This window comes from Bacillota bacterium, assembly GCA_013314855.1.
Lineage (GTDB): Bacteria > Bacillota > Clostridia > Acetivibrionales > DUMC01 > Ch48.
Window position 1 is genome coordinate 40469 of record JABUEW010000009.1, and the last position, 15825, is coordinate 56293.

9 protein-coding genes are annotated in these 15825 nt (G+C 34.5%); 7 read left to right on the forward strand and 2 right to left on the reverse strand.

Annotated features, from left to right (window positions below; all coding sequences use genetic code 11):
* The first annotated feature begins 24 nt into the window (after positions 1 to 24).
* The 3 genes from HPY74_02675 (at position 25) to HPY74_02685 (ending at position 6316) form a co-directional block, all read left to right on the forward strand.
* Positions 25 to 1866, forward strand: a complete 1842-nt coding sequence (locus tag HPY74_02675) for an ABC transporter ATP-binding protein (GenBank protein NSW89581.1) — start codon at positions 25 to 27, stop codon at positions 1864 to 1866.
* Between the two features lie 21 nt (positions 1867 to 1887).
* A complete protein-coding gene (locus HPY74_02680) occupies positions 1888 to 3675 on the forward strand; it encodes an ABC transporter ATP-binding protein (GenBank protein ID NSW89582.1) in 1788 nt (595 codons plus the stop codon).
* Between the two features lie 226 nt (positions 3676 to 3901).
* Positions 3902 to 6316 (forward strand): diguanylate cyclase, encoded by a 2415-nt coding sequence (locus tag HPY74_02685; protein NSW89583.1) that lies wholly within the window; start codon positions 3902 to 3904, stop codon positions 6314 to 6316.
* A gap of 29 nt (positions 6317 to 6345) precedes the next feature.
* On the opposite strand, the gene HPY74_02690 is transcribed toward HPY74_02685, so the two are convergent.
* Together HPY74_02690 and HPY74_02695 are read right to left on the reverse strand one after the other, a co-directional pair.
* A complete protein-coding gene (locus tag HPY74_02690) occupies positions 6346 to 7299 on the reverse strand; it encodes a Na/Pi cotransporter family protein (GenBank protein ID NSW89584.1) in 954 nt (317 codons plus the stop codon).
* A 175-nt stretch (positions 7300 to 7474) separates the two neighbouring features.
* Entirely contained in the window at positions 7475 to 9925 is a 2451-nt protein-coding gene (locus HPY74_02695) for a helix-turn-helix domain-containing protein (protein ID NSW89585.1), read from the reverse strand.
* A gap of 328 nt (positions 9926 to 10253) precedes the next feature.
* On the opposite strand from HPY74_02695, the gene HPY74_02700 reads away from it, so the two are divergent.
* From HPY74_02700 to HPY74_02715, 4 genes are all read left to right on the forward strand, one after another.
* The gene (locus HPY74_02700) at positions 10254 to 11906 is read left to right on the forward strand and encodes an extracellular solute-binding protein (protein NSW89586.1); all 1653 of its coding nucleotides are present in this window, start codon (positions 10254 to 10256) and stop codon (positions 11904 to 11906) included.
* Positions 11907 to 12094: 188 nt separating this feature from the next.
* Positions 12095 to 13054 carry a sugar ABC transporter permease gene (locus HPY74_02705; protein ID NSW89587.1) on the forward strand — a complete coding sequence of 320 codons (960 nt, stop codon included), beginning with the start codon at positions 12095 to 12097 and terminating at the stop codon, positions 13052 to 13054.
* Positions 13055 to 13086: 32 nt separating this feature from the next.
* Positions 13087 to 13974 (forward strand): carbohydrate ABC transporter permease, encoded by an 888-nt coding sequence (locus tag HPY74_02710; GenBank protein NSW89588.1) that lies wholly within the window; start codon positions 13087 to 13089, stop codon positions 13972 to 13974.
* Between the two features lie 294 nt (positions 13975 to 14268).
* Positions 14269 to 15483 carry a DegT/DnrJ/EryC1/StrS family aminotransferase gene (locus HPY74_02715; protein ID NSW89589.1) on the forward strand — a complete coding sequence of 405 codons (1215 nt, stop codon included), beginning with the start codon at positions 14269 to 14271 and terminating at the stop codon, positions 15481 to 15483.
* Positions 15484 to 15825 lie beyond the last annotated feature (342 nt).

Consider the following 15825-nt stretch of genomic DNA (forward strand, 5'->3'; position numbering starts at 1 on the left):
GAATAGGAGTTGATATGATATAATATGGGAGCAAAACAGATTTTATGGGATTTTATTAAAGAACATAAATGGAGATATTTAGCAGGTATAGTATTTCTCTTTATTACATCGTTTATTACATCATTAATACCGAAAATAATTGGGTTAATAACAGATAGCCTTAATGATAGAATGCCAGTTTCAGTTATAAACAGGTACCTGGTTATTTTAATTGCTGCAGCGGTTGGAGCTTTTGTTTTTCGATTTATTTGGAGATATTTCCTTGTAGGTAATTGCAGGTACTTGGAGTGTTATCTTAGAGAAAAGTTGTTTAAACACTTGCAAACCCTACCGGCAAGTTTTTACGATAACAATAAGACAGGAGATCTTGTAGCCTATGCTATAAATGATATTCAGGCAATAAGGCGGACATTTGGTTTCGGTTTTACTGCAATACTCGACGGGGTTGTGGTGAACGCTGTGTCAATTCTGATTATGGTAAAGACCATTAACCCTATATTGACTATAATGGCCCTTGCACCGGCGCCATTAATCGTATTTATACTTTACAAATTAAGAAAAAAAATACGTGAAAGATTTGCTGCAGTGCAGAAAGCCTTTGCCGAAATATCTGAAAAAGTACAGGAGAATATATCAGGCATTAGGATAATAAAGGCTTTTGCCCAGGAAGAAGAGGAAGTTAAGGACTTTGTAAAATACAGCCAGGCCAGGGTTGACACCCACATGGAACTGACAAGGATTTCTGCTGCCTTAGGGCCGGTAACCCAACTTTTCTTCGGTTTGAGCCTGGTGTTCTTTATTATTTATGGTAGCGGATTGGTCACAAGAGGCATAATATCTTTGGGAGACTATGTAGCCTTCAATTCATACATAATGGTGATCATGGGTCCTATAGTAAGTATAAGCAGGATTGTTGAGGTTTGGCAGAGGGGCATAGCTTCAGTCGGCCGGTTGGATAAGATATTTTGTGAAAAGGGAGAAGAAAGTATAGAAAGTATAGAAAGTGTAGAAAGTGTAGAAGCAGTAACAACAACGGAGGAAACAGCAGCGGAAACAGCAGCAACAACAGCAGGGAAAATAGGGAAAGAAAGAACTCGTTGCTCTCAGAAAAACAAGTTTACGGGAAGTATTATAATAAGAAACTTGGATTTCACATATCCTGGCTCAGAAAATAAGGCTTTAAAGGGTATTAACCTGAAGGTCAGGGAGGGAGAAACACTGGGTATCCTGGGTAAAACAGGCAGCGGAAAGACTACATTGGCAAACTTGCTGTTAAGATTGTACAATGTTGAAGACGGGCACATATTTATAGGAGGAAGAGATATTAACCATATACCTGTGGAAGTCTTAAGGGAGAATATGGGTTATGTACCCCAGGATAATTTCCTGTTTTCGACGACAATAAGGAGCAATATTGAATTTTTCAGGCCTGTTTATGCGGAATATGAAATTGAACAGGCGGCGAAGATGGCGGGAATATACGGTGATATACTATCTTTCTCTGAAGGTTTTGAAACTGTTGTCGGGGAACGGGGAGTAACCCTTTCAGGGGGACAGAAGCAAAGAGTTTCCATTGCCAGGGCTCTTATTAAAAATCCAGCCATACTCATACTTGATGACAGCCTTTCAGCAGTAGATACAAAAACTGAAGAAGAAATTCTTAAGAATATAAAGAAAGTATTGGAAAACAGGACGGGAATAATTATTTCCCACAGGGTTTCTACGGTAAGATACGCCAACCAGATTGTTTTTATGGACGAAGGACAGATTGTCGAAAGAGGGACCCATGAAGAATTAATGGAAATGAAAGGAATGTACTATAACCTGTATAAATCCCAGGTGGAACAAAATAACGATGTATTATAGAATCAGGGGGTATTAACAAAAATGAAAGACAAATATGTACATGATGAATATTCACTAAGTAAAGGGAAGAGGACTCTATTTGCAAGGTTGTTGGGTTATTTCATACCGTATTTGCCGTTAATGCTTTTAAGCATTTTATTTGCGTTTTTAATTAATGGAGCAGTATTGATAAAGCCGTATATAATCAAGTATGTAATAGATGATTACCTGGCTGTGGGAAAAAATGATCCCAATGTTTTTATGCTTATGGGTTTAATATACTTAGGAGTAGTATTACTCGGAGCAGGATTTGGTTATTCCCAAACCTACCTTTTGACTTATATTGGACAGAAAATTATGTACGATATCAGGAATCAACTTTTTACTCATATACAAAACATGTCCATGAAGTTCTTTGACAGGAATTCATCCGGAAGAATTCTTACAAGGGTTACAAATGATGTAGAGGCCCTCAATGAAATTTTTTCCGGTGTGTTGGTAAATTTCATAAGGGATTTTATAATGATTGTGGGAATAATAATTGCAATGTTTTCAATGAATAAAAACCTTGCTTTATTAAGTATATGCAGTGTGCCGCTGATAGCAATTATAACAGTAATATACCGTAAAGCTGCAAGAAAGAATTTCATAAAAATGAAGGGACTTATTGCAAGAATAAATGGATTTTTGGCGGAAAATATATCGGGCATGAAACTTGTCCGAATCTTTCATAGAGAAAAAGAAAAATTTGAAGAATTTGAAAAACTGGATAAAGAATATTTTGCCACAAGTCTTAGGGAGGTAATTCTAAACAGTTTGTGCAGGCCAATTGTGGAAATTATCAATACTCTTACTGTGGCACTATTGATATGGTATTGTAGTGGGAGAGTTACAGAAGGCTACCTGGAAATAGGAGTTTTATATGCTTTTATCACCTATATTAGACAGTTTTTCGGCCCTATAAACGAAATTTCCGAGAACTATACTTCAATACAGTCAGCTCTGGTATCGTCGGAACGAATATTTGACATACTTGACAACCGGGAGTTGCTGGAGGATATTGAAGGAGAAAAGCATATAGATAAGCTTAGAGGTGAAATTGAATTTAAAAATGTATGGTTTGCATATAATGAAGGAGAATGGGTATTAAAAGATGTCAGTTTCAAGATCAGGCAGGGAGAAACAGTTGCTTTTGTAGGTGCTACAGGTTCCGGAAAGTCTACAATTATAAACCTTATGGCAAGGTTTTATAATATACAAAAGGGAGAAATTTTAATTGACGGGATTAATATAAAAGAATATAATTTAAAAGACTTAAGACGTCAAATAGCAGTTGTAATGCAGGATGTATTCCTGTTTTCAGGAGATATAAAATCCAATATACGCCTTAAAAACAGCGTAATAACTGACGACGATATTGTATATGCAGCAAAACTTGTATGTGCTGATAAATTTATCGAGTCTCTTCCAAATAAATACGATGAGGAAGTAAAAGAGAGAGGGTGTACTTTTTCTGCCGGCCAGAGGCAATTAATATCCTTCGCCAGGGCAGTCGCATTCAGACCTGCCGTATTTGTATTAGACGAGGCTACAGCAAATATTGATACAGAAACTGAAACTGCCATACAAAGTGCCATGGCTAACATATCGGGGGGCAGTACCACTATTATTATAGCTCATAGGCTTTCTACTATAAGAAATGCCGATAAGATTATTGTAATTAATAAAGGCAGAGTGGAAGAGATGGGTACTCATGAGGAACTGTTGAATAAGGGAGGTATATACAGCCAGCTTTATGAAAAGCAACAAAGCTACCAGCGTACTGCTTAAGTAACCTTACTTAAGTAATCTTAATAAATTGATGTTTAATATAAATAATCATAAAAATTTTTTGAGTAATGTAGATAAAAAAGGATTTTATTAATTTATGCAGAATATATTTATATATATAATATTAAAAATATTATATAATAATATGAGTTATAACCGACGTTAGGTAAGTTGGTAGGGGGGTGTATATTTCGTCTACTTGCGTTGGTTTGCCAGGAGGAATTTTGTGAAAGCTGAAAAAGCTTTATACAATAATAAAGTTGTATTTATATTTGTATGGGTGCTTGTATTTTTGTCAGTGGTCTTGCTTGTATTTGTGATATGTTTTTCCCCAAGCTATAGTTATACAAGACAAGTTCCTAGAGCAGAAAAAGGGATTCTAGACCTAACAAGCTGGAGTTTTGAGAAGGACGGAGCTGTCAAGCTAAATGGAGAATGGGAATTTTACTGGGGGCAACTCCTAACACCTGAGGATTTTGCAAAAAAACAGAGTGAAGAAAAAGCTGAAATGAAAGATATATGGGCAATTGTTCCCAAATCATGGAATAAATATAAGTTAAACGGGAAAACACTAAGTGCAGATGGATGTGCTACATTCCGCCTGAAAGTAAAACTTAAAGATACTGATAATATAAATGTATTGGGTATAAAATTAGCGACAATTTGTACATCCTACAAACTATGGATTAACGGAAATATACGCAACAGCATCGGCAAGGTAGGCAAGAAAAAAGAAGAATTTTCTCCGGGGTATTTCCCGGATACTGTTTACTTTAACTGGCAGAATCAGAATGAAACAGGTGAAGCAGACGGAATAAATGAAATAGAAATAATAATTCAAGTTGCTAATTTTATTCACAGAAGGGGCGGAATTTGGCAGCCTTTAATTTTGGGTACAGAGAACCAGATAAAAAGCTTAAATGAACGAAGACTGTTTTCAGATATATTTATTTTTTCATGCCTTTTTATAATAGGCTTATATCAAATATTTATGTATTTTACATCTCCAAAAAGATTGTATATGTTTTATTTAGGGGTGTTTAGCCTTATTTTGTCAATTCGGACGTTGCTTCTTGGGGAGATGTACCTGGTTAAATTATTTCCTGCTGTTCCCCAGGAAATATTCCTGAAAATAGAGTATATAACCTTATGCCTTGGCCTTATATATAGCACTTTATATCTTGAATCTATATTTCCAGGAAAATTAAGCAAAGAAATATGTTTAATTTTCAAACTTTCCGGAATAGCATACTCGGTTTTCGTAGTGTTTATTCCTACAAGAGTACTTACCAGGTTTGTAATTGTTATTCAATTAACAGTTATTATGGCCGGTTTGTACTTTATTAGTGCAATAAAACCAGTGCTAAAGGAAAGAAAGGAGAAAGTCTTTATACTCGCCGGAACACTATTATCACTATTATTTTATGGAACAATAGTAAATGATATCCTGTATTTTAATGAAATAATATCTACAGGAAGCTATTCTTCCTTTGGTTTCTTTATCTTTGTTCTTGCCCATTTCCTTATGATTTCCGTACGTCATACGATGGCATTCTCAAGAGCCGAAAGTGCATCGCAGCATTTAGCGGCAATTAACAGATTAAAGGATGATTTTGTAATACATGCTTCATACCAAGGTGATTTATATTCTTCAACCCTTGAATTAAATGAAGTTTTAGATAGACTTTTAATAAGGCTTAAGAGTTTTGTTTTGTTTGATTGTGGTGTGGTAATGCTTAAAGAAGATGGAGAAGAGACCGATAGTCTGTGGGAAGTTGGGTTTAGAGTTGTTTTGCGTATGGGCTGTTTCAATGCGAATTGTTCTCATCGGGGAAAAGGCGGTAAAACTTTAATTATTCCGAAAGATAACCCTCTTATCAAAACTGTACTGGAAAAGCAACGACCTGTAATAATCAGAGATGCTAATAACGTTTCATACTGTATTTGTGAAAATGTTGAATGTGATAAAAGGTCTTTTCTCGCGGTACCTATTGTAAACAGTGGGGAGGTTTTAGGAATTATAGTCTTGCAAAAAAAAGAGAAGAATGCTTTCACTGAATATGATGCAGAGATATTGTATAATTTTGCCGCCCACTCGGGAATAGCTATAAAGAATGCAAAATTATTTACTGAAGTAAAAAATCTTGCCAGAATTGACGATTTAACAAAGCTTAGTAACCGTAGGTATTTCTTTGAACTTGCTGAAAGAGAATTTAAGTTGCATAAGAGATATAAGAACCTTCAAACCCTTTCGATGATAATGATGGATATTGATGACTTTAAAAAGATCAATGATACTTATGGTCACTATTTGGGAGACAATGTTTTAAGGGCTGTGGCAGAAAAGTGCAAAAAATCTTTAAGAGAAACTGATATAATAGGCCGTTATGGAGGGGAAGAGTATACAATACTTTTACCTCATACAGGCAGTGAAGAGGCAAAGAGCGTTGCAGAACGCTTACTGTCAAGTATAGCTGAATGCCCTATAATATTCGATGATAATGAGATTTCTGTGACAGTTAGTATAGGAGTGGCAGTTATGGATGATAGTATAAACACTATGCAAGAACTGTTGCAAAAAGCAGATACTGCTTTATATGCAGCTAAAAAGAAAGGGAAAAATTGTATTGTTCTGTTATAAGTAATAGTATGAGTTATATTATGAGTATATTATGAGCTATATGGGATGAGCCATTCAATGAACTTTACATAGTAGCGGGTGAAGGGTAGAAAGATTGCTGCACTAAGTAAATTGAAAACAGTGTGGGCATTGGCTACAAGTCGTGATTTGTCCTGCCCCAGCATGAATGTAAAGCTTTTTACACAGTGGGAAAATTGGCTAAGGAGGACAAGGGCAAGGAGGCTTCCTATTATGTTATACAAAGTGTGAGCCCATGCAGTGCGCCTGGCAGGAACAGTAGCCCCTATAGTGCTTATTTGGGCCATAAAGCAGGTGCCAATATTGTCACCCAAAATCAAGCCTAGAGCAGCGTCAAAACTAATCAGTCCTCCATTGAACAGAACAATGGTAAGCCCTACTGTCGCACTGCTGCTGTGTACCAACATTGTTGCAATCATGCCTATAATCAAACCCAGGTAAGGATTGTTACCATACTTAATGAATGTATTCTTAATAAAGTTGCTTTTTTCAATATATGGAATGCTCCAACCCAATATATTTATCCCCATTAACATAATTCCGAAACCTACTGCCGCATTGCCTATATTCTTGACAGAATATTTTTTCCCCAAAATCTTTATAACCAGCCCGGCTATTATAAATAAAGGGGCAAAATCCGTAAGTTTAAAAGACATAAATTGAGCTGTAATTGTGGTACCTATATTTGCACCGTAAATAATGCCTACCGCTTGAGTAAGACTGAGCATGCCGCTACTGACCATGCCTACTGTGATAAGTGTAACTGCAGTGCTGCTTTGTGTTAAAGCAGTAATAACAGTACCTGCTATAAGTGAAGTAAACACACTTGCCGTAAAGCGCGAAAGAACCCGCCTGATCCTGTGCATATTTATTTTTTCAAGGCTTCCACTCATAAGATTTACACCAAATATCAGACTTGCACTACCTGCAGCAAGATTCAATAGAATAATTAAAATTACTGTCACACATACCTCCACAAATAATACTGAATGATACCCTATAAAATAATAGTTTTTTTGTGTGTAAATTAGAACTGGAAAACTTGTTCATAATTAATAATGGTTAATCATGAAAGAATTAGGAAAGGGAAGGATAGTTTTTCCCTTATGTGACAGTAGTTAAAAGGCAATGGTACCAGGCTCAAGTCTTGCTGTTGCGAACATCACGAAGGTATGATACCCTGTATTCACCAGGTGTTGTACCATATTTTAACTTAAATTTCCTTATAAAATATTGAGGACTTGAATATCCTACTGCAGCACAAACATCTTCTATCTTTATATTTTTATTTACTAAGAGCAACTCTTTGGCTGCATTAAGTTTTTCTTCCATCAAATATTCCACGAAGTTCATTCCCGTTTCCTGTTTGAACATTCTACTTAGGTAGGTAGGGCTTATGTGCATAGCTTCAGCTACATAATTAAGAGATATTGATGGATTTAGGATGTTTTCTGATATAAAATCCTTGACCTCTTTTATAAAATCTGAGTTCTTTTCTGACCTCATTTCTTCAAAATATTCAAATATTTGAGTTATTATTACTTCAAACCACTTCTTAAGGTCTAGTATGTTGTCTATATTGTTGAAATCTGTATAAATATCATTAGATGTAATATAATCGGGATTAATTTTAAGCTCTGCAACAGTATCTTCAATGCAGGTTACACATTGCAACAAAGTTCTTATAGAATAGTTGTAGCACATGTGTTCCTTGCGTATAGTACCAATTATGTTTTTTATACTTTCAAGAGAAGCTTTTTTGTCGCGCATTTTCATTGAATTATAAAATTCCTCATAAATTGTACGTAATACTTCACCTGAATTCAATTCCCAGTTTATCCCTTCCTTGACGGTAAAGATGTTCTTTTCAGGATAAATGTAGCTGTAATTGACGTACATTTCCGCTTCAGTAAAAGAAGTGCGTATGTTATCAAGACCTGAATAACTGTTTCCAATGCTTATATTTACCTGGAGATTCAGAGAATTATTTATATAATCAACCAGCTTCATAGCATAAGGTATAATATCGATATCCTTATTATTAAGATTTAAAATTATATTTATGGAATCTATGCCTTCAGTACAAATAGATTTTAAATTATAATCCGATAGAATTTGCTCGGCTTTTTCCATAATATCAAGTTTTACCATCTCAAGAGTTTTTAAACCTATGGAGTTAGGGTATTTCCGTAATTTTAGGGTCATTGCAATAAAGTATTCAAATGGAAATGTTACACCTAAAAACTCCATTTTTTCGTATATATCTTCTTCATTTAAGGAATCGGACTTAAGAAGACTTTGAATAAAATGGTGCTTTATTATAGGAATACTCTTTTCTAATTTTTTTTCTTGTTCTTTAACTTTTGACGACAATAAACCGAGGGTTGAACTTATTATCCTGCATTCATCTTTTGGAATGTTAACAAAACGTGTTTGTATAATATTTTTACATAATTCGGATAAATATTTTAGGGGGGAATATATGCTTTTGGTTGATATTAATGAGACAAACAGGCCGAATATGAGGGTTACAACAGTAATAAGAATTATAGTTTTCCCAAGAAAATTAAATTTTGTTTCAATTAGTTCTGCTATTGGCTGTACCGTAATATATTTCCATTTATTGTAATCCGATGATATATAGGAGATAATACAATCCTTTCCAGCAACTTTTGCTATGAAGTAACCATTATCATTATTATTACAAGAATTCCATACTTTATTTCCGAACGATAAATCCCTTATATTGCTGAAGAGATATTTTTTGTCACTATGAGAAAGGATTTCACCGTCTTCATTAATGACAAAAATCTGGCCGAAATTAACAGGTGCAGAACCTTTAATTAAACTGTGCAGGATACTTTCATCAACAGCTATGGCAATACTGCCCCCGGCTTTGGATTTTGCCGAAGGAGAAGATATTTTACGGACATAGGTTATAAACACTTTTTCTGTATCAGTTGAAGAATTCACGGAGGGTGCCAGGGTAGACCTTTCTTTTTTTAGTCCCCAGTATTCCTTAATATCCGAATCATATAACTCGTAAATATATAGTCTATCTGGCATTATAGAGTTATCATCAGGATTATATTTTATTCCATCTGTGGAGACCAGCAGTTCATTATTTTTATAATATATTGTTATAGAATTTATTAATGGGTTTGCTGCTTTAATATTCTTTAAAAAATCAGATACTTTAAGCAAACCTGTATAATTACCTTCTATAGAATTTAAAAAATAGTATGAAATGTCAGGGTTATTTATTGCATTTTGAAGTACAATTAAAGATATTTTATCCACATTATCCAGTATAAAACTATCAATGGTGTGTTTAAAGTGATTAAGAAGGTCATTATTGGATTTTATTGCCCAATTTTTAATGTTATTGCTTTCAAGCCTGTAGGAAAATACAGCCATGAAACCAACACAGATAATTACGATAATTAGATAAGAAATAAATAGCTTATATAAATAACTTAGCTGTAAATATTTTGCATTTTTAATATTTTGCACATTTTTAATATCGAAAAATCTTTTTGATTTTTTTGAAAAATCTATTTCATGGTAATAATCCCAAAATTTGAGGTGCATTAAATAACCCTCCTTCAAAATACATTATAACTCATTGTTATTCTTTTTTAAAGGTCTTACTATAAGGTTTTCAAATTATTTACCATAAGTGCAAGAAAATTATCATTAGAAAATCAAATAAATTATTATGGTTGAAAGTTATTTATATTGAATTTCTCTCTCAAAGGTACTAACATAAAATCATAGTAGCCAGTTACTTATGATGTTTGTATTAATTTTCGTTATTTTCTATTAATTATATTATTGAACTAATATTGAACTAATTTCCGGTTTATGCCGGGATTAGTAAATAAAAAATCAAATATAAAAATCAAGGAGGTATTATCTTATGCAAAAAGCTAGAAAAAGACTTTCATTAGTACTAGTTATAGTACTATCTATACTAGTGCTTACAACTGGGTGTGTAGTGAGGGATACTGATACAGGACAAAAGACGGGGCCGGATAAGACTACAGAACAGACAAAAACGTCTGCGGATGAGCCAAAAGTTGAGCCCCCTGTAAAATTGAAAATGTTTTTTGGGGATGCGGGTATAGCTTTTCCAAATGATGTGGACAAAAGCAACAATCCATTCTTGAATGTTATTGAGAAAGCTGCTAATGTAGATTTGGAAATGATTCAGCCAGCATATGCGGATTTCCAGACAAAATTCAACTTAATGATGGCTTCCGGTGATATACCTGATATTGTACACTGTTGGTTCCACGCAGATATTGACAAGTATGGTGCTGATGGTGCATTTTTAGACTGGGAACCTCTAGTACAAAAGTCGCCTGTATTATCAAAACTTTATAATAAAGAAATGCTTGATATGATGAGGACAAATGATGGAAATATTTATAAATTATATACATTAAGCAATGATAACCCGCAGGGGACATATGCAAGAATAGACCTTATAAGAGAGGTAAACGGAGACAAGATGCCTATTACTCCGGATGACTGGTATGAAGTAATGAAAAAAGTTAAGGAGAAATACACGGATTCTGTTCCCCTTTCAAGCAGAGGCGGCTTCATGATGATGGATATGTTCTTTAAAGCTTTTGGTGCACAAGTTGACGGTAACGGCGTAAAAATGCAAGTAACACCTGACAATAAATATATCTGGGCTTTTGAATATCCTAAAATGAGAGACGCAATCGCATATCACAGGAAATTGTATGAAGAAGGATTACTTGACAAGACTTTTGTAACAAATACTGGAGTTGAATTTGCCAATAGAATCACCGAAAAGAACATGATGGTATGGCGCGGTGATTCTGCAGCAGTATTAGGGCAACAACAGCAGTTTGTTCAATTAGGAAAGAAGAATGTAATAATTGGCTTTGTTAATAATCCTATAGCGCCTGGAGTAGATCCTGAATTAGCATACTGGTCATATTCTCCTTTAGGGTGGCATATAGTTTCCATTTCTTCAAAGTGTACTAATGTTGATGCTGCTGTGAGAGTAATAGAGACATTTCTGGATTACGAAATTTGCAAACAGATGTCATGGGGACGCGAAGGCATAGAATATTATGTACGTCCTGACGGTACAAGACTTGTGGATGTTGAAGCAAGTGCCAAGACATATTATAGAAATGCTTATACATTCATGAGACAATACTGGTATCAGGAAGGTATGAATGTAAGAATGGCTACTGTACTTCCTACCATGGATGCTACACAGGCTTCAGAGTTTAGAAAGGCATGGGACTCTGGTATTGAAATTAGAAACAAGGAATCAGCAAAGGTGCCAATAATAACGCCTGCAAGTTTTGTTTCAACAATTGCTGACCTTGCTCCGAAGTCTAGTCAAGCGCGTGAGGAATCCAAAGCAATAATGTATAAGGCTGTTATAGGTGAGATATCAATGGAAGAGTATGACAGACAAGTTGCAGCCTGGCTGCAAAAATACAAATATATTACTGACGAATATACTAAGTCATTGCAAAAAGTAATCCAAGAAAGAGGAGATAAAAAAGTTTATCGGTCAAACTAAATAACTTTTATGTAGTGGCTTATATAGAAAAAGTGCACGTATTTAAGTTTTAGATATTATACTAATTTATTTTAATAATTTTTAGCAGTCACCGGGGATATGACTTGGTAAAAAGTCATACCCCCGGGAGTATATATATTTTTTGCAGCAGGGTTACGGAGGTGGTGTGAATGGCAGAAGCAGGTCAGATGAAAGCTGTACAGGTGACCAAGACAACAAAAAAAATAAAGTATAATAAAAATGGCAGACTGAGTTTTTTACCGGGCAGAGATATACCGATATATATGCTTCTTGCGCCTGCAGTAATATTGTTATTTGTCTTTCATTATATACCGATTTATGGTATTGTTATGGGTTTTCAGAATTACAGTCCTTTTAAAGGAGTATTTCGAAGTGAATGGGTTGGGTTATATCATTTTAAAAAATTCTTAACAGATGCAAGCTATTGGAGAGTAATGAAAAATACCGTAATAATAAATATATACTCCCTCATTTTTTCTTTTCCTGCACCAATTATATTTGCTTTGTTATTAAACGAAATAACTAATATGAAATTCAAAAGAACTGTACAGACAATAAGCTATCTTCCGTATTTTATATCATGGGTTGTTACGGCAGGACTTGTAATATCAGTACTTTCACCTACAACTGGAATAGTAAATATTATTCTTAACAAAGCCTTCGGTATGGAACCTATTTATTTTATGGTAAAAAAGGAATACTTTCGGACTATACTTATTAGCTCGGGTATATGGAAAGGTGTGGGAATGTCATCAGTATATTATCTTGCAGCAATAAGTTCTATTGATCCAAACCTATACGAAGCGTCAATAATAGATGGGGCTAATAGATGGAAACAAACGTGGTATATTACTCTTCCGGGGTTATCTTCCATTATTACTGTTCTTTTGTTACTACAAATTGGAAGTCTTTTAAGCATAGGATTTGAACAAGTATTTTTACTTTATAATCCGATGGTATATGAAGTCGCAGATGTTATCAGTACTTATACTTACAGGTTAGGTATTGAAGAGACGCAATTCAGTGCAACAACTGCTATAGGATTCACCCAATCAGTGGTAAATTTCGTTTTATTGTTTATTGCAAACAGAACTGCAAGAAAGGTTGCAGGATGGTCTGTATGGTAATATGAAAATTAGTAACTAGAAAGGGAAGAGTTATGATTAAATCAACGGGAAAAAAATTATTTGATGCATTTAATTATACATTTATGATTGTGTTTTGTATGTTAATTGTATTACCCTTCATGCATATTATAAGTATTTCATTAAGCAGCAAGGAAGCACTGATAAAAATGAGTGTCAGCTTCTGGCCAAAAGGGTGGGAATTTTCAGCGTATAAAGCTATACTAAGTGATAATGTATTTTTATGGTCAGTAGTAAATACCATTTATATCACAATAGTTGTAACAATATTAAACTTAATAATCGATGTAATGGCTGCATATGCCTTTTCAAAAAAATTTTATGGAAAAGCTTTTTTTAATTATTATTTTGTTTTGACAATGTATTTTTCAGGAGGATTAATTCCTTTTTATATATTAATGACAAATTACTTGCACTTGCAGAACACATACCTGTCACTTATACTTCCGGCACTGGTAAATGTTTTTTACATTATTGTAATACGCACCCAGATAGAATCAATTCCGACAAGCCTGGTGGAAGCAGCTATTATTGACGGAGCAACACAATCACAAGTACTTTTCAGAATAGTTGTTCCCTCCATTGTACCTACAATTGCGGCTATAGGGATGTTTATTGCTCTTGGTTCTTGGAACAGTTGGTTTAACGTGATGCTTTTTATAAATAATAACAAAATGTGGACACTTCAGTATTATTTAAGGAAATTAGTTATGGAGAAAATGATTACTGCAAGTCTAAGCGAAGCGGGTCAAAGAATAATGGAATTGGGAACAGTAGAAATAACACCGGAAAACTACCAGATGGCTGCTATTATCCTTGTAGCACTGCCAATTGTTTGCATATATCCGTTTGTTCAAAAATATTTTGTTAAGGGAATACTTGTAGGTTCGGTAAAGGAGTGATAAAAAGAAGCAGATATTGACATTATACCCACGTTTAAACATACACAAAATCACAAATTTGTGCTATTATAAAACAATAATGTTAATGAAAAACTCTTTTTGTACAAGTATAATTAATATAGAAGTACAATTAAAAAAAATTAATATGAATTGTTAAGGAAAAGTTCTTTAATTGGCCTGAAAATACTGTACAAAATATTGATTCAAACATTGGGTCGAAAAGGAACTGATTCCTGTGATGTGACTTCTATGATTTATGCTAGAATGAAATTAAAATGAAAGGGTGGATAATACATGTCTAACCTAGCAATTAATGGGGGGAACCCTCTTAGGACAGAAGGCTTTCCTAAATGGCCTCAATATGGAGAAAAGGAAAAAAAGGCATTGGAAAGGGTTTTAAATAGTGGAGTCTGGGGAACTCTGGGAAACGAGGTAAAGCAGTTTGCCAAAAAGTTTGCTGAATACCAGCAGGCAAATTATGGGATAGCAGTAACAAACGGTACCGTTTCAATAGAAATTATTTTAAGAGCATTAGGGATAGGATATAGTGACGAAGTTATAATCCCACCATATACATTTAACGCTACAGCATCTGCCGTACTTTTCTTGGGAGCTACACCCGTGTTTGTTGATATAGAAGCTGATAGTTATAATATTGATCCTAATAAAATTGAAGAATCAATTACCCCAAAAACAAAAGCAATTATACCGGTGCATGTAGGCGGAAGAGCCTGTGATATGGATAGAATAATGGACATAGCATCTAAGCATAACCTCTATGTAATAGAAGACTGTGCACATGCCCATGGTTCCGAATGGAAAGTGAGAAGAGTGGGTTCAATTGGCCATGCCGGTTCATTCAGTTTTCAGGCCAGTAAGAATTTAACCGCAGGGGAAGGTGGATTTATTACAGTAAACGATACTGCCATTTATGAAAAATGCTGGTCAATACATCATTGCGGGAGGGCTTACCGAGGGACAGTATGGTATGAACATGTAAACATTGGGACCAACGCCAGGATGACTGAATGGCAGGCAGCTATACTGGATGCTCAGATGGAATCCCTGGATGAACAGATACAAAGGAGAATGGAAAACGCAGAGTATTTGAATTCACGTTTAGAGGAGATACCATGTGTTGAGCCATTAAAGCATGATGAACGGATAACTAGGAATTCATACCACTTGTTTATTTTCAAGTATAAAAGTGAAAATTGCAAAGATTTACCCAGGGAAAGGTTTATAAAAGCATTAAATGCTGAAGGAATACCCTGTTCTTCCGGATATGTATGTCTTTATAAGCAGCCTCTTTTCCATGGCGAAGATATTAGAAGGGTAACAGATTCTAAAATAGATTATAAGAATATGTATCTTGAAAATGCAGAAAAGGCCGGAGAAAAAGAAGGGATATGGCTTACTCAGAATATGCTGCTTGGGACTAAAAAAGATATGGACGACATTATAGATGCTATAATTAAAGTATATGAGAACGTGGATGAATTGCTGTAGATGGGGTGATTATTAAATGAAAATATTGGACGCTGTATACGAATTAGGAAAAACTGGGAAATGATTAAGCTTAAGTGAGTGTAGAAAAAAAGGGGTGGCCTCGGCCACCCCTTTTAAAATTTCTCCGATGTTGGTATAATATACAAAATACTATATTTTATAAATAATATAAGTATAAATTTTAGGATAAATTGTCAAGGGGGATTAATTTATGACAGAGCTGAAGCATGAAAATTTTATTCTTATCCATTAATAGTGGCTGCGTTAGTAATTTTATCCAATTATATAATAATATTACATAAATTTAACCATACGTTTAAGTCATCGGATAACACTATAACC